Source organism: Sphingobium abikonense NBRC 16140, from assembly GCF_001598335.1.
Taxonomy (GTDB): domain Bacteria; phylum Pseudomonadota; class Alphaproteobacteria; order Sphingomonadales; family Sphingomonadaceae; genus Sphingobium; species Sphingobium abikonense.
The window spans coordinates 1-16183 of record NZ_BCYT01000018.1; the positions used below are offsets into that span (position 1 = coordinate 1).

Below are 16183 nucleotides of genomic sequence, written 5' to 3' on the forward strand. Positions count from 1 at the left end.
GTCACCAACCCGAAGCGCCGCTTGGGCCGGCGCTTCGGAGGTCGCTGCCTCTAGGATCGTCGGACCCCATTGGCAAGCGGAATTTTCAGTTAATTGTCGTCATTGTCGTCGTCATTGCCGGCTTCGACGCCCAGGTCGTCGTCACCACCCAGATCGACGTCATTGTCCGGGGAATCATCGTCGTCATCGACGTCGATATCCAGATCCAGATCATCGTCGGCCGTTTCCCGTTCGCCGTCGGCGGTTTCCACCACCTTCTTGGGCGCTTCCTCATAGGGCAAGGGCTGCTTCGACTTCAGCACCGGCTCGGGCTCCCAGGCGGTATTGCAGTTGATGCACACCACCGGATCGTCCTTGCCCAAATCGTAGAAGCGAGTCGCGCATTTCGGGCAGGTCCGCTTCGTGCCCCATTCAGCCTTCACCATGTCCGGCCTGTTCCTTCTTCGATGCTCAAACAGAAATCACGCGGCGCAACAGCCTGGTCGCCCGCGAAACGAGGCGCGCCTTGCCATAGGCAAACCCCGCTGTCAAAAGCCGCGGAGATTTTTTCCGTTCCATGACAAGGGGCATTTGTGACCCAGACCCAAGACCAGCCTATGCCCATGACCTTCCGCGCAGCGCCCCCGCTTTCGGGCAACGTCACCGTACCGGGCGACAAGAGCATATCGCACCGGTCGCTGATGCTGTCCGCTCTGGCGGTGGGGGAAAGCCGGGTCGAAGGACTGCTGGAAGGCGAAGACGTGCTCGCCACTGCCGCCGCGATGCGGGCCATGGGCGCCCGGATCGAGCGTGACGCCGACGGCGTCTGGCATATTCACGGCGTGGGCGTCGGCGGACTGTTGCAGCCAGATACCGCGCTTGACATGGGCAATAGCGGCACGTCGACGCGGTTGCTGATGGGCCTGCTCGCCAGCCATGACCTCACCGCTACATTCACCGGCGACGCATCCTTGAGCAAGCGTCCGATGGCGCGGGTGACGGAGCCGCTGGCCCAGATGGGCGCCAGCTTCACGACCAGCCCCGGAAACCGCCTGCCGCTGACGATGAAGGGCGCGTGCCCGGCGGTGCCGCTGGATTATGAGTTGCCCGTCGCATCGGCGCAGGTGAAGTCGGCCATCTTGCTGGCCGGTCTCAATACGCCGGGCATCACGCGGGTCGTCGAGCCGGTCCCGACGCGCGACCATAGCGAACGCATGCTCCAGGGATTCGGCGCGGACTTGACCGTCGAAACGCAGGCCGATGGGACGCGGGTCATCACGCTTGTGGGTGAGGCCGAACTTCAGCCGCAGCAGATTGTCGTGCCGGGCGACCCCTCCTCCGCCGCCTTCCCGATGGTCGCGGCGCTGATCGTGCCGGGGTCCACAGTGACGATCGGCAATGTCGGTCTCAATTCCACGCGGGCCGGACTGATCGACCTGCTGCGTGAAATGGGGGGGGCGATCGAGGTGGTGAACCAGCGAGACGTCGGCGGCGAGCCGGTCGGCGACCTGATCATCACCGCGTCCGCTCTGCACGGCTTCGAACCCGATCCCGCCCGCGCACCCAGCATGATCGACGAATATCCGGTCGCCTTCGTCGCCGCCGCCCTGGCCCACGGGCGCAGCGTCTTTCGAGGGCTGGAGGAACTGAGGGTCAAGGAATCCGACCGTATCGCTACCATGGCCGAAGGTCTGCGAGCCATAGGCGCGCGGGTGGAGGAACTGGAAGACGGCCTAATCATCGAGGGCACGGGCGGGCAGTTGCTGCCGGGCGGCGGACCGATCGCGACGAAGCTGGATCATCGCATCGCCATGAGCTTCGCCATTGCAGGCCTCATGTGCCACGACGGCGTGACGATCGACGACATGCGCCCGGTCGCCACCAGCTTCCCGACCTTCATGCCGTTGCTGCGTCAATTGGGGGCAGTGGCATGACCCTTGACCTTGCCAATCTGGTCGGCCTTGCCGGCAGCGCGCTCATGGTGGTGGCCTATGCCTACAGCAATATGGCCCGGCAGCTAAATTTCGTCATTTTCAATCTCCTCAACCTCTTTGGATCGCTGCTTCTCATCTGGTCGCTGACGGTCCATTTCAACATGGCGTCGATGGCGCTGGAAATCGTCTGGGCAGCCATCGCGCTGCTCGGTCTTGGCAACGCGCTCCGCAGGAAAACGCAATGATCATCGCCGTCGACGGCCCCGCCGCATCGGGCAAGGGCACAATCGCCAAGGCATTGGGCCGCCATTATGGGTTGCCGGTGCTGGATACGGGTCTGCTCTATCGCGCAGTGGGGTTGTCGGTGCTCAAGGCCGGCGGCGATCCGGACCGGGAGGAGGATGCCCTCGCCGCCTGTGATTTCAGCGATTCGCTCCTCGCCGACCCGGCTCTGCGCAGCGAAGCGGTCGGCAGCCTCGCCAGTCGCGTATCCGTGCATCAGGTCGTGCGCGACGCGCTCGTCCAGCGGCAGCGCGACTTTGCGACCCAGCCCGGCGGCGCGATCCTCGATGGGCGTGACATCGGCACGGTCATCGCACCCGATGCCGACGCCAAGATTTTCGTCACCGCCAGTGTGCACGTGCGGGCCGAGCGCCGTTACAAGGATGCGCTCGCGCATGGTGGACATCCCGACATGGACTCGCTGGTCGCCGACATTCAGGCGCGCGACACCCGCGACATGAGCCGGGATCATGCTCCGTTGCGGGTTGCCGATGGCGCGGACTTGCTCGACACGTCGGATTTGACTATAGAGTTGGCCGTCCAGCGGGCGATCGCGCTTGTGGACGCCCAGCTTGAAGGTCTCTCTCCACGAGTGACCCGATAAGGCGCGCGGATTTTCCGGGCGCCCTTTTCGCTTTTCTCGACGGCGCGTCCCTTTGCCCTCAACCCATTGGATACGCGGCGGGTATTCGGCCTGGCGCGTAGTTTGGCCAAAGACCACCGGACACAACCGGTTGGCCAGCAATGACGAGTGAAGGAACGACTTAATGGCCTCTACGGCATTTCCCTCGCGCGACGATTTCGCCGCGCTGCTCAATGATTCTCTCGGTGGCGAGGATGGCGGTTTCGAAGGCCGCGTCGTCAAGGGCACCGTTACCGGTATCGAAAACGACCTGGCCGTCATCGACGTTGGCCTGAAATCCGAAGGCCGCGTGCCGCTGCGCGAATTCGCGATGCCCGGCCAGAAGGCTGACCTCAAGGTCGGCGACGAAGTCGAAGTCTATGTCGACCGCGTCGAAAATGCTCATGGCGAAGCCATGCTGTCGCGCGACCGCGCGCGCCGCGAAGCCGCCTGGGACAAGCTGGAATCCGAGTTTACCGAAAGCGCCCGCGTCGAAGGCGTCATCTTCGGCCGCGTCAAGGGTGGCTTCACCGTCGACCTCGACGGCGCCGTCGCGTTCCTTCCCGGCAGCCAGGTCGATATCCGCCCCGTGCGCGATGTCACGCCTCTGATGGACATTCCGCAGCCCTTCCAGATCCTCAAGATGGATCGTCGCCGCGGCAACATCGTCGTGTCGCGCCGCGCCATTCTGGAAGAAACCCGCGCCGAACAGCGCAGCGGCCTCATCCAGACGCTGGCCGAAGGGCAGATCATCGAAGGCGTCGTCAAGAACATCACCGACTATGGCGCGTTCGTCGACCTGGGCGGCATTGACGGCCTGCTGCACGTCACCGACCTCAGCTACAAGCGCATCAATCATCCCAACGAGATGATCAACATCGGCGACACGGTAAAGGTGCAGATCATCCGCATCAACCGCGACACGCAGCGCATCTCGCTGGGCATGAAGCAGCTGGAAAGCGATCCGTGGGAAGGCGCGAGCGCCAAATATCCGGTCGGCGCGAAGCTGACGGGCCGCGTCACGAACATCACCGAATATGGTGCTTTCGTCGAGTTGGAGCCGGGCATCGAAGGTCTGGTTCACGTTTCGGAAATGTCGTGGACGAAGAAGAACGTACACCCCGGCAAGATCGTGTCGACCAGCCAGGAAGTCGAAGTCTTGGTTCTGGAAGTCGATCCCGAGAAGCGCCGCATCAGCCTGGGCCTCAAGCAGGCGCAGTCGAACCCCTGGGACAGCTTTGCCGAACGTCACCCCGTCGGTTCGACCGTCGAGGGCGAAGTCAAGAATGCGACCGAATTCGGCCTGTTCATCGGCCTGGACGGCGACGTCGACGGCATGGTGCACATGTCCGACATCGCATGGGGCATTTCGGGCGAAGACGCGCTGGCGCTGCATCGCAAGGGCGAGACGGTACAGGCCGTCGTTCTCGACATCGACGTCGAGAAGGAGCGCATCAGCCTTGGCATGAAGCAGCTTGAGCGTGGCGGCCCGGCCGCTGGCGGCACTGCGGCTGCTGCCGCTGGCCTCAACAAGAACGCGATCGTCACCGTGACGGTTCTGGAAGTGCGCGACGGTGGTCTGGAAGTCCAGGCCGGGGAAGACGGCGCTGCCGGCTTCATCAAGCGTAGCGACCTTGGCCGCGACCGCGACGAACAGCGTCCCGAACGCTTCCAGGTCGGCCAGAAGTTCGACGCCATGGTGACTGGTTTCGACCGCGCCAAGAAGCCGACCTTCTCGGTCAAAGCGATGCAGATCGCCGAAGAGAAGCAGGCCGTGGCACAGTATGGCTCGTCCGACAGCGGCGCGTCGCTGGGCGACATTCTGGGCGAAGCGCTCAAGGCCAAGACCGAAGGCTGATCCCTTCAGAACCTTTAGGCGAAAGGCCCGTCGGACCCCACGTTCGGCGGGCCTTTCTCATTATGACACAATCGCAACGATAATGTAGCGGGCAATTGTCAACGCCTTCCAAAAGCAGTATGAAACGGCAGGGAACAGCAGAGGGGCGCTGGACACCAATGATCCGTTCGGAACTGATTCAAAAGCTGGCCGAGGAAAATCCGGGACTGACCGTGCCGGAGGTTGAGCGGATCGTCGACCTCTTCTTCCGTGAAATCGTCGATCGTCTGGCGTCGGGCGGTCGTGTGGAATTGCGTGGCTTTGGCGCATTCACGACCCGCGCCCGTGATGCGCGCACGGGGCGCAACCCTCGCACCGGCGAGCAGGTGCCCGTATCCGCCAAGCGCGTTCCCTATTTCAAGCCGGGCAAGGAAATGCGCGAACGCCTGAACAGCGGCAGCGAAGCCTGAGTTCTGCGACTTGACCTGATCGCCGCGCCGGCTATGGCCGTGGCATATGCGGACGTGGCGAAATCGGTAGACGCAGCGGACTTAAAATCCGCCTTCCCCTGGAAATGCGGGTTCAAGTCCCGCCGTCCGCACCATCACGCACTATGATGGCCAGCGCTGGCGAGTGACGCGACGCTCTACCATTTTGCCGGAGTTGTCGCGCACCTCCCGCCGGACTTGGCATGTCGGCATCATGTCAAACTTGCCGGCGCCTGTGCTTCCCATAACACCCGCCCTTTCGTTTCACCGATCCCTCATGAACAGCGCGCGGACCCCTTGCAGGCATTTTTCTACTTAAATACTGGCCTTTCGCTCTCGCAGCGGCAATGATGGGGCATGGCCGGCGCGATTGATCCCAATAGTTTCAGTGACTCCCTCGTAATCCTTGGCGCGGCGGGGCTGGTGATACCCGGCTTCGCGCGCTTCCGGATCAGCCCGGTTATCGGGTTCATCCTGGTTGGGCTGGCAGTCGGACCCGCTGGGCTGGGCGCCTTGGTCGAGCGTTATCCGTGGCTCTACCATATCACCATTTCCGACAGGGAAGCGATCGAACCCTTTGCCGAGCTGGGTATTATCCTGCTGCTCTTTTCGATCGGTCTGGAACTGAGTTTCAAACGCCTGTGGTCGATGCGCGCGCAGGTGTTCGGGGTTGGTGCGGCCGAATTGTTCGGCAGCGGACTGCTGATTGCGGCGGGACTCTATCTTCTGGGGCAACCCACCGCCGGCGCGATCGGCCTTGGCCTCGCCCTCGCCCTCTCCTCGACCGCCGTCGTGCTGCCGATGGTCGGCACGCAGAGCGCGGTTGGCCGCGCCGCCTTCTCGATGCTGCTGTTCGAAGACCTTGCGCTTGTCCCCATCATCTTCATGCTCGGCGCGCTTGCCCCCTCGGTGGCCAGCAGCCCGGATGGCGCGTGGAGCGCGCTCGCCAGCACCTTGGTCAAGGGGGGCGTGACCGTTGGCGTCATGCTGATCCTGGGGCGCATCACCCTGCCCCATATTTTCAGCCAGGCCGCACGCACGAAAAGCCCCGAAGTCTTTCTGGCTGCCAGCCTGCTGGTCGTCATCATTTCCAGCATGGCAACCTCGATCGCGGGTTTGTCGCCGATCGTCGGTGCGCTGGTCGCGGGCTTGTTGATCGCGGAAACCGATTATCATGGCGAAGTCGAGGTCATCACCGCCCCGTTCAAGGGCCTGGCGCTCGGCGTCTTTCTGATCACCGTGGGCATGAGCCTGGACCTGCGCGTCATTCTGGCCAACTGGCCCAGCCTGATGCTCGCCGTGTTCGGGGTCGTGCTGTGCAAGACGCTAGTGACAGCGGCCCTGCTCTATTTCTCGGGCACCCGCAAAGGGACCGCGCTGGAAGTTGGCGTGCTGATGTCCAGCCCGTCTGAAACGACATTGATCGTCCTGTCTGCGGCCGCCGCCGCACAGCTGATCCTGCCATCGACCGCCGCCTTCTGGCAGATCGTGACGGCAATCGGCCTCACCATCACGCCGCTGCTCGCGCGATTCGGCCATGATATCGCCCGCCGCCTGGAAATGGCTTTGGGCGAGGAAAGAGCGGATACCGACGAAGTGCAGACGGAGGCTGCAGCGGTGGTCATCGGCTTTGGCCGGGTCGGCCGCATGGTCTGCGACCTTTTGCGCACACATGGTCAGCGCTTCATCGTCGTGGAGTCCGACCCTGATGTCGTGGCGGAGGCGCGCCGGTCGGGCTATCCCATCCTGTTTGGCGACGTCGCGCGCGTCGAAATGCTCGACAAGCTGCGCCTGGGCCATGCGCGCGCGCTTATTCTGACGATGGACGATCCGGTGCTGTCGGTTCGCGTGACGCAGCGGGTGCGCGGCTGGGTGCCAGACCTGCCCATTATTGCGCGCGCGCGCGATGCGGACCATGCTGCGCAGCTCTATCGCGCCGGCGCCAGCGACGCCGTCCCCGAAACGCTCGAAAGCTCGCTGCAACTGGCGGAAACCGCGCTGGTAGACCTTGGCGTTGCCATGGGGCCGGTTATCGCCTCCATTCACCAGACGCGCGAGGATTTGCGCCTGGGGATCAAGGATGCGGCGCAGATGCAGAAAGCGCCCAAATTGCGGCGGCTGCGCGCAGACGAAACACAGTGAGGTCAGCGGGCGACGGGCGGGCTGAAGATCGACCATCCGGTCCGGCTGGACAGCTCCTCCAGCGCCAATGTGCCCAACTGGCTGTTGCCGCTGGCGTTCAGGCCCGGTGACCACACCGCGATCGACGCGCGCCCTGGCACGATCGCCAATATGCCACCCCCGACCCCCGATTTGCCGGGCATGCCAACCCGAAAGGCGAAGTCGCCCGATGCGTCATAATGGCCGCAGGTCAACATCAGCGCGTTGATACGCCGCGCCCGGCGCGGTGACACCACCCGACCGCCATCGGGATGCCGTCCGTCCAGCATCAGATAGCGTCCCGCAAGTGCCAGCTGCCGGCAACTCATCTCGATCGCGCATTGATGGAAATAGGCGCCGAGCACCAGTTCGACCGGATGGCGCACATTGTCGAAAGCGCGCATATAATTGGCCAGCGCCATGTTGCGAAAGCCCGATGCGGTTTCGGATGCGGCCACTTCCTCGTTAATGGCGATGTCGTCGTCACCCGCCAGATAGCGCAGAAAGCGGAGCATTTCACCGATGGCGACGCGCGGCTGATGACCGCCCAGATTGACGTCGGCGACCACAATGGCGCCTGCGTTGATGAAGGGATTGCGGGGAATGCCCTGCTCATGCTCCAGCTGCACGATCGAATTGAAAGCGGTGCCCGATGGCTCCCGTCCCACGCGATCCCATAGCTGATCGCCAACCTTCCCAAGCGCTAGTGTCAGCGCGAACACCTTTGATATGGACTGGATGGAAAAGCGCAGGTTGGCCTCGCCGCCTGTCACCATTTGCCCGTCCGCCGTCGCCACGGCGATGCCGAAATGATGCGGCTCCACCTTGGCGAGTTCGGGGATATAATGGGCGACGCGGCCGCGATCCTGAGCGCTTCGCATGGTGGCGACGATGTCTGCCACGATATCGGTAAGATCGTCCGCCATGTCTTCCCTGATGCTCCCCAAGACACCTTAGCGACAAGCAGGACAGGAAAGAAGATGGCCAACGCTCAAGGCCACGTCGCTGGCAGGACGTGATGATCGAAAGCGGGTCACGCCACAGGGGCGCCGCCCCCCCCGCGCAGCGGCCGACCTTGCGGGCGGCAGAGCGCAACAAATCCGCTGTCGCTCGCGAGACTCGGAACCGGGAGGGCAGCCTATCGCCGCCGCCAACGCTCTCCCTCCCGCTGGGTGCGGTCAAACCCTATTTAAGGCCACCGCCCATCGCTCGGTACAGTTCGACCATATTGGCCTCGCGCGTCAGCCGGGTCGCTACCAGAGATTGTTCGGCGGTGTAGAGCGATCGCTGCGAATCCAGCGTAGTCAGGAAACTGTCCACCCCCGCCCTGAACCGGGCTTCGGAAAGGGTGTAGGCGACACGAGCCGAATCGCGCAGCGACGTCTGGGCCTCCAGCTGCCGCTCCATCGTCCCCCGCCGAGCCAATGCGTCGGCGACTTCCCTGAAACCGGTCTGCACGCTTTTCTCATATGTCGCCACCATGGCGTCATAGGTCGCCCGTGCGTAGCGGAGATTCCCCTGATTGCGCCCGAAATCGAAAATGGGCAGGCTTGCCGACGGCGCCACAGACCAGAAGTCCGATCCCGATCCGAACAGATTGGAAAGCCCCTGACTGATCGATCCGAACGCAGCCGTCAGCGAGATATTGGGGAAGAAAGCGGCCCGCGCCGCACCGATATTGGCATTGGCGGATCGCAACTGATGCTCCGCAGACGCGATATCGGGCCGCTGTAACAGAATGTCGGACGTGATGTTGGCCGGCAGGTTCGTGATCGTCGCCCCGCCCGTCGGAAGGCTGTCAGGCAGGTCGCTTGCAGGCACAGTCGTGCCGGCCAGCAGGTTGAGCGCATTTTGGTCCTGCGCGACCAGTGTGGTCGCATCCGCTATATCCGATCGTGCCTGGTCATAGCTGGTCTGCGCCTGGCGCACCTCCAGTTCCGATGCGATACCCTTGTCGAACCGCGCCTTGGTGAGGGCCAGGGTTTTGCCGAACGCCCCTTCCAGTTCCCGCGCGATGCGCAGCCGTTCCTGATCTGCCGCCATCGTCAGCCAGGCATTGGCGGTTTCCGCGACAAGGCTGGTCTGCGCGGCCTTACGATTTTCCTCGCTTGCAAAATATTGCTCCAGCGCCGCCTTGCTGAGGTTGCGTACGCGGCCGAACAGATCGATTTCCCATGCAGAAACGCCGACTTGCGCCTGATAGACGTCGTTGTTCAGCCGTTGCGTCTGGCCGAACTGCACCAGCGGTTGCTCGGAATAAGTCGCCGTGCCGCTTGCGTTCACAGTCGGAAAGAGATCGGCCCTCTGCACACGATATTGCGCGCGCGCCTGGGCAACATTGGCGACAGCGATACGCAGGTCGCGGTTGTTGGCAAGAGCCGTCTCGATCACGCGCACCATCCGGGGGTCGGTGAAAAAGTCTCGCCATGCCGTGTCCGCTGGGGTGACCGCCGTGCCCTCGCCCGTCTCAGCGTAGGCTGGCCCTTTGGGGCTCTCGACCGGCACCGGCAGGTCGGGCCGCACATATTTCGGCGCCATATCGCACGCTGCCAAAGTCAGCGACAAGGTGACAGCGCCCAGCGTCTTGATGCTGCGCATAGTCTCAAGCCTCCTGCGACGACGGGCGCGCATCGGCGCTATCAGTCGCGTCGTGATCATGATGTTCCCGGAACAAGCGTTTCACCACCGTGAAGAAGACCGGAACGAAGAAGATGGCCAGAACCGTCGCGGACAGCATGCCGCCTACCACGGCCCAGCCAATGGCATTCTGCCCCCCCGCACCCGCGCCGGTGGACAGCGCCAGCGGCAGGACGCCGAAGACGAAGGCAAAGCTGGTCATCAGGATCGGCCGGAGGCGCAGCTTACCGGCTTCCAGCGCGGCACGAGCGGGCGGCAACCCTTCGCGCATTTTTTCCTCGGCAAATTCCACGATCAGGATCGCATTCTTGGCCGATACGCCGATGGTCGTGATAAGGCCGACCTGCAAATAAATGTCGTTGTTGAGGCCCGCCAGCGTCGCGGCGACGACCGCGCCCAGCACGCCGAGCGGAACCACTAGGATGACCGCGATCGGCACGGACCAGCTTTCATACAAGGCGGCAAGGCACAGGAACACGATCAGCATCGACAGGGCATAGACATAGGGGGCCTGACCACCTGAGGTCTTCTCCTCATAAGAAATGCCGTTCCAGCTGAAGCCGATGCCTGCCGGCAGTTTGGCGGCATGCTCCTCCATCGCCTGCATCGCCGTTCCGCTGGAGACGCCCGGTGCCGGCGCGCCTTGGATGTTCATCGACGGCACGCCGTTGAAGCGTTCCAGACGCGCTGGCCCCTGGACCCATTCGGTCGTCGAAAAGGCGGAAAGAGGAGCCATTTCGCCGGAACTGCCCCGGACATGATAGGCGCCGATCGCGTCGGCAGAGGTGCGATAAGGCGCATCGGCCTGAACATAGACACGCTTCACGCGGTCCCGATCAATGAAGTCATTGACATAGGCGCCGCCCAAATTGGTGCTGATCGTATCGTTGACGTCGGCCTGCGCGATGCCGAGCGCGCCCGCTGCCGCCTGATCGACGTTCAATTTCAGCTGAGGCGTATCTTCCAGCCCATTGGGCCGCACCTGGGCCAGCCTCTGATCGCCCATAGCCATGCCAAGCAACTGGTTGCGCGCCGCCAACAGCTTGTCATGGCCCAGATTGCCCTGGTCGAGCAGCTGGAAATCGAAACCAGACGCATTACCCAGTTCCTGAACGGCTGGCGGCACAAAGGCGATGGCCATGCCGGCGGTGATCTTCTGGAACGCCATGTTCGCACGCTGCGCGATCGCCGGGACCGCATTTTCCGCGCCTTTGCGATCCGCCCAATCCTTCATGCGGGCAAAGACGATGCCGACATTCTGCCCCTGCCCCACAAAGCCGAAGCCTGCGATGGTGAAGACGGCCTCCACATTGTTCTTTTCATCGACCAGATAATGGTCGCGCATCCGCGCCAGCGAACGCTCTGTTTCCTCCAGCGTCGACCCGGCCGGCAGGGATAGCTGTGCGATGAGCAGACCCTGATCTTCTTCGGGCAAGAAACCCGATGGCAGGCGCAGGAAGATGAATGCCATTCCCACCACGATCAGCAAATAGAGCAGCATGGTGCGGCCCCAGCGACGCTCCACCTTTTCAACGCCTTCGCCGTAGCGCGTGACGCCCTTGTCGAAGGTGCGGTTGAACCAGCCGAAAAAGCGACCGAAGATCGATCCGAACCGTCCTGACCATTGATCATGGCCATGCGACGCAGGCTTCAGGATCGTCGCGCACAGGGCCGGCGTCAGGATCAACGCCACCAGAACCGACAGGATCATGGAGGATACGATGGTAATGGAGAACTGCCGGAAAATAACGCCGGTCGACCCGCCAAAAAAGGCCATCGGCAGAAACACCGCAGACAGCACCAAGCCAATGCCGATCAACGCGCCGCTGATTTCATCCATGGATCGCCGCGCAGCTTCCTTGGGCGTCAGCCCTTCATCCTGGATCAGCCGCTCGACATTTTCCACCACGACAATCGCGTCGTCGACCAGCAGGCCGATCGCCAGAACCATACCGAACAGCGTCAGCGTATTGATGGTGAAACCGGCCGCGTACAGGACCGCCAACGCGCCGAGCAGGACGACCGGCACGGCAATGGTGGGGATGAGCGTCGCACGCCAGTTCTGCAAGAAAACGAACATGACGACAAAGACAAGCAGGATTGCTTCGAACAGCGTATGGATAACCTGCTCGACCGACAAGGTGACGAACTCGGAATTGTCGACCGGGAAATCATATTTGACCCAGGATGGAAAATTCTTCGACAATTCGTCCACGCGGGTCTTCACCGCGTCAACGGTATCGAGCGCATTGGCGCCGGGTGCGAGCTTCACGCCGAAACCAGACGCGGGATGGCCATTGAACTTGACGCCAAAGCCGTAATTTTCGGCCCCAAGCTCGACGCGAGCGACGTCGGACAACAGGACGACCGACCCATCACTGTTGCTGCGCAGTCGAATATTCTCAAACTCCTCGGTAGTCCGCAGTCGGGACTGCGCCGTGACGGTCGCGTTGAGAGCCTGCCCTTTGGGTGAGGGCGCGCCACCGATCTGGCCCGCCGAAACCTGAGCATTTTGCGCCTGGATCGCGGACTTCACGTCGCCCGTCGTGATGCGCAAATTCGCCATCTTGTATGGATCGAGCCAGATGCGCATCGCATATTGCGATCCGAAAAGCTGCGTATCGCCCACGCCGGTGACGCGACTAAGTGGGTCCTGCAGCGTGGATGCGATGAAATCGGCCGCGTCCTCCTGATCGTGAATGCCATCGTCGGCGTAGACCGCTGCGATCAAAAGGAAACTGGATGTGGACTTGCCGACCCGCAGCCCTTGCTGCTGCACCTCTTGCGGCAGCAGCGGCGTCGCCTGCGATAATTTATTCTGAACCTGCACCTGGGCAATGTCGGGGTCCGTGCCCTGCTCGAACGTCAGCGTGATGCTGAGATTGCCCGACCCGTCGCTGGTGGACGAGAAATAGCGCAGATTGTCGATGCCCTTGAGTTGCTGCTCGATGATCTGCGTCGTCGTGCTTTCCAGCGTTTGAGCATTGGCGCCAGGGTAGCTGGTCTGGATGGTGACAGCCGGCGGCGCGATCTCAGGGAACTGCGCGACCGGAAGGGACCGGATCGCCAGCAGGCCCGCGAGCATGATGACGATGGCGATGACCCATGCAAAGATGGGCCTGTCGATGAAATAGCGCGCCATGATTTAGTTGGCCTCGCCCTGAACCTGCTGGCCAGCGCGGGGCTTTCCACCCTGCTGCTGCGCCGTTATCTGCTGTGGAGCACCAGGGCGAACCACTGCTCCGGGCTTGAGGTTGACCAGCCCTTCCACAATCAGCTTGTCTCCGGGTTTCAGGCCGCTGGTAACGATCCACTTGTCGCCAACGGCGCGATCAACTTCGACCTGACGTAGCTCGGCCTTATTGTCTTTACCCACCACCATCGCCGTTGCGCGGCCGCGCGCGTCGCGACTGATGCCCTGCTGCGGCGCGAGGATCGCGGAATTGCGCTGGCCTTCGACCAGTCGCGCGCGGACATACATGCCAGGAAGCAGCAACCCATCGGGATTGGGGAAGGTCGCACGCAGCGTCACCGCTCCGGTATCGGGGTCGACCGTCACTTCGGAAAATTGGAGCCGTCCCTCAATGGGGTAGACCGTGCCGTTGGGCAGCATCAACTGAATCCGGGCCCCGTCGGCTTCACTGACCCCGCCCTTTTTCATCGCTTGCTTCAGATCGATGATTTCCGCTGCCGACTGCGTCACGTCTACATAGACTGAATCGAGGCGCTGGATCGTCGCGAGCGGGTCCGCCTGTCCGGTCTGCACCAGTGCGCCTGCGGTGAACAGCGACCGCCCGATACGGCCCGATATCGGCGCGCGGATTCGCGTGAAGCCAAGGTTGACCTGCGCAGCCTGCACCGCGCCACGCTGCGCTGCAACATCTGCCCGCGCCTGCTGCGCACTGGCTACCGCATTGTCATATTCCTGCCGGCTGACCGCGTTGATCCCCACCAGATCCTTGTAGCGCTGGGCTTGCAGGCTGGTCGATCCGATGGCGGCCTGCGCGCGTCCGAGGGCGCCTTGTGCCTGCGCCAAGGCGGCACGATAGGGCGCGTCCTCCACTTCGAACAGGACTTGGCCGGCGCGAACATAGCCGCCTTGGGGGAACAGGCTGCGACGGATGACACCACTGATCTGAGGGCGCACTTCGGCGGTTTCCAGCGCCGCCACTCGTCCTGGCAGTTCATTGACCAAAGGCACAGACTGCGTAGTCACCGTCACCACCCCGACCGCAGGCGGCGGGGGCGCAGGCGGCTGGCTTTCGCCACAGCCGCTCAACGTCAATGCCGACGCGCACGTCAGCAGCACGGTGAAAATCCCCTTTTGCATCGCCTGAATCCGTTTTGCCTGAAACCTAATGTCGGAATGAACGTTCATTCCGCTTGCTGCGCAGGTAGGATCATGCCACAGAAAGTTCAAGGCTCAAAAGAGCTATTGGGGGTAGAAATGAGTGCAGTGCAGCATGAAGTCGACGGACGTGCGCGGATCTTGACCGCCGCGCGCTCGCTTTTTTCAAGCAAGGGCTTCCATCAGACCTCCATGGCCCAGCTGGCCAGCGCCGCTCAGGTGTCGGTCGGCCAAATCTATCGCTTGTTCAAAGGGAAGGAAGACGTGATCGAGGCGCTGGTTCGCGTCGACTCGGACGCGTGGACGGCCCAAATGACCATTCTTCGCTCCCGCCTCGATGCGAAGGAGTTGTCAGTCGAGCAGGCCTTTGAAGCGATGCTCCTTCACAGCACCGACGAAAAGGATGAAGCGCTGTCGTTCGAGATCCTGGCCGAAGCCTTTCGTAACGAAGCGGTTGGTGGAATGATTGGCCAGCTGTGCCTTGGATTTCGAGTCGTGTTGCGTGACTTCGCCTGTGTCGCCAATCCTGACCTGACCGGGGAAGCGCTCGACGCGGCGGAAGAATTGCTTTTGGCATGCATGTTCGGGCTGGGCCATCGCACATTGTCGCGTCCAAAGCTTCCCGCCGTCATCGCCGCCAAGCGAGCGGCGCAGATGATCGTCGCGGGGTTGAAGGCAATACGCTGATCATCGCTCAACGCAGGGAGCGATACACGTCCACTGTTTCTTGCGCGCACCTGTCCCAGCTATAGCGACCGGCGACCGCCAGCCCACTGTGTATGGCGTGCTGCCGCCAGTCGTCATCCTCCAAAGCCCGAACAAGCGCCGTTGAAAATCCGGCAATATCCTCCGGCTCGACCAGCATCGCCGCACCGCCGGTGACTTCGGGCAGGCAGGACGCGTTGGATACGACGACGGGCACGCCACTGGCCATCGCCTCGACCGGCGGCAGGCCGAACCCTTCATAGACCGACGGATAAACGAAAAGCGCAGACCCGGCATAAAGCAACGGCAAATCCTGTTCCGGCACGAAGCCCAAATACCGGACCCACCCTTCGCGCGCGCCCTTGTCCATCAGGCCACGGACAGCCTCGCTCAGCCACCCCGATCCACCCGTCACCATGAGCGGCCAGCGATCGCGCACAGCTATGGGCAGGTTTTTCCAGGCGTGCAGCAATTCCGTGATGCGCTTGCGCGGTTCGACGGTCGACACGCACAATGCATAGCCTTGGGGCGCCAGGCCGTACCGCGCCAGCGTCGCTGCAACCTCATCAGCGGTGCGCGGCTGGAATGCCGGACTGGCTGCAAGCGGTACTGCCGTGATCCGCGACAGGTCAAAACCCAGGAAATCGGCGACTTCCTGCCGCGTCGTCTCACTGTCGGTGATGATATGCGCAGCCCGATCCACCGACAGACGAAAATAGCGCTCAAATTGCGCCAGCCGCTCGGGGGGATGCGTTTGGGCATAGCGAAACACCGACAGGTCATGCACGGTGATGACGCCCCCCTCGCCAGCGGGCGGCAGGAAGTAGTTGGGCCCGTGGAACAGGTGGCTGCGCATCGTTGCCGCCTGCTTCAACCGAACGGCCCATTGATTGCGCTTGCGTAACCATCGCAACGGCTTGTTGCCCCAAAGGGGTTGCCGGCCATCGGTCAGCAGCAATCCAGGATCGGTGATCCACTGACCATTGCGATAATAGCGGACGCTCTCGACATCCTCGATCAATGGCAATCGTTGCGCCAGTTCCCAGCTATAGCGGCCTATGCCCGAAAGTCGCGGCTCCAGCGCTTCCACCGACAGGATCACCCGTACGCTCAACGCCGTCCGCCCTTCATCATTCCTGCCCCACGCTGCCGAAGCCGCCGCCTAGTCGCCCGGCCCGTTCAGGGGCAAGA

General features: G+C 62.7%; 13 protein-coding genes and 1 tRNA gene. 8 read left to right on the plus strand and 6 right to left on the minus strand.

The genetic code is table 11. The features are described from left to right. Positions 1 to 89: 89 nt before the first annotated feature. Positions 90 to 425: a TIGR02300 family protein gene (locus SAB01S_RS15125; protein ID WP_009821851.1), complete on the minus strand. Its 336-nt coding sequence runs from the start codon at positions 423 to 425 to the stop codon at positions 90 to 92. A 147-nt stretch (positions 426 to 572) separates the two neighbouring features. Here SAB01S_RS15125 and aroA point away from each other — a divergent pair, with 147 nt between their 5' ends. From aroA to SAB01S_RS15160, 7 genes are all read left to right on the plus strand, one after another. Further along, positions 573 to 1913, plus strand: a complete 1341-nt coding sequence (gene aroA / locus SAB01S_RS15130) for a 3-phosphoshikimate 1-carboxyvinyltransferase (RefSeq protein ID WP_062734024.1) — start codon at positions 573 to 575, stop codon at positions 1911 to 1913. Continuing rightward, complete coding sequence (locus SAB01S_RS15135; protein WP_062734026.1) at positions 1910 to 2158, plus strand: CBU_0592 family membrane protein; 249 nt, start codon at positions 1910 to 1912, stop codon at positions 2156 to 2158. Before aroA ends, SAB01S_RS15135 begins: the two co-directional genes overlap by 4 nt. Further along, positions 2155 to 2799, plus strand: coding sequence for a (d)CMP kinase (gene cmk / locus SAB01S_RS15140; protein WP_062734027.1), 645 nt, complete (start codon positions 2155 to 2157; stop codon positions 2797 to 2799). The genes SAB01S_RS15135 and cmk overlap by 4 nt, the downstream gene beginning before the upstream one ends. A gap of 163 nt (positions 2800 to 2962) precedes the next feature. Next, complete coding sequence (rpsA, locus tag SAB01S_RS15145) at positions 2963 to 4675, plus strand: 30S ribosomal protein S1 (RefSeq protein ID WP_021225009.1); 1713 nt, start codon at positions 2963 to 2965, stop codon at positions 4673 to 4675. A 158-nt stretch (positions 4676 to 4833) separates the two neighbouring features. Continuing rightward, a complete protein-coding gene (locus SAB01S_RS15150) occupies positions 4834 to 5124 on the plus strand; it encodes an integration host factor subunit beta (protein ID WP_021225008.1) in 291 nt (96 codons plus the stop codon). Between the two features lie 48 nt (positions 5125 to 5172). Then, positions 5173 to 5258: transfer RNA gene (locus tag SAB01S_RS15155), tRNA-Leu, on the plus strand. A gap of 241 nt (positions 5259 to 5499) precedes the next feature. Further along, positions 5500 to 7284, plus strand: coding sequence for a cation:proton antiporter domain-containing protein (locus SAB01S_RS15160; RefSeq protein WP_062734029.1), 1785 nt, complete (start codon positions 5500 to 5502; stop codon positions 7282 to 7284). A gap of 2 nt (positions 7285 to 7286) precedes the next feature. Here the strand turns inward: SAB01S_RS15160 and SAB01S_RS15165 are convergent, their stop codons facing one another. The 4 genes from SAB01S_RS15165 to SAB01S_RS15180 form a co-directional block, all read right to left on the minus strand. Next, positions 7287 to 8228, minus strand: coding sequence for a glutaminase (locus SAB01S_RS15165; protein WP_062734031.1), 942 nt, complete (start codon positions 8226 to 8228; stop codon positions 7287 to 7289). A 259-nt stretch (positions 8229 to 8487) separates the two neighbouring features. Beyond that, positions 8488 to 9900 carry an efflux transporter outer membrane subunit gene (locus SAB01S_RS15170; protein ID WP_062734032.1) on the minus strand — a complete coding sequence of 471 codons (1413 nt, stop codon included), beginning with the start codon at positions 9898 to 9900 and terminating at the stop codon, positions 8488 to 8490. Between the two features lie 4 nt (positions 9901 to 9904). After that, positions 9905 to 13081 (minus strand): efflux RND transporter permease subunit, encoded by a 3177-nt coding sequence (locus SAB01S_RS15175; protein ID WP_062734034.1) that lies wholly within the window; start codon positions 13079 to 13081, stop codon positions 9905 to 9907. Between the two features lie 3 nt (positions 13082 to 13084). Further along, a complete protein-coding gene (locus SAB01S_RS15180) occupies positions 13085 to 14269 on the minus strand; it encodes an efflux RND transporter periplasmic adaptor subunit (protein WP_062734035.1) in 1185 nt (394 codons plus the stop codon). Between the two features lie 117 nt (positions 14270 to 14386). Between SAB01S_RS15180 and SAB01S_RS15185 the strand changes: the two genes are divergently transcribed. Then, entirely contained in the window at positions 14387 to 14974 is a 588-nt protein-coding gene (locus SAB01S_RS15185; protein ID WP_031297574.1) for a TetR/AcrR family transcriptional regulator, read from the plus strand. A gap of 7 nt (positions 14975 to 14981) precedes the next feature. On the opposite strand, the gene SAB01S_RS15190 is transcribed toward SAB01S_RS15185, so the two are convergent. Beyond that, on the minus strand, positions 14982 to 16106 hold the full coding sequence (locus SAB01S_RS15190) for a glycosyltransferase family 4 protein (protein WP_062734037.1): 1125 nt from the start codon (positions 16104 to 16106) through the stop codon (positions 14982 to 14984). Positions 16107 to 16183 lie beyond the last annotated feature (77 nt).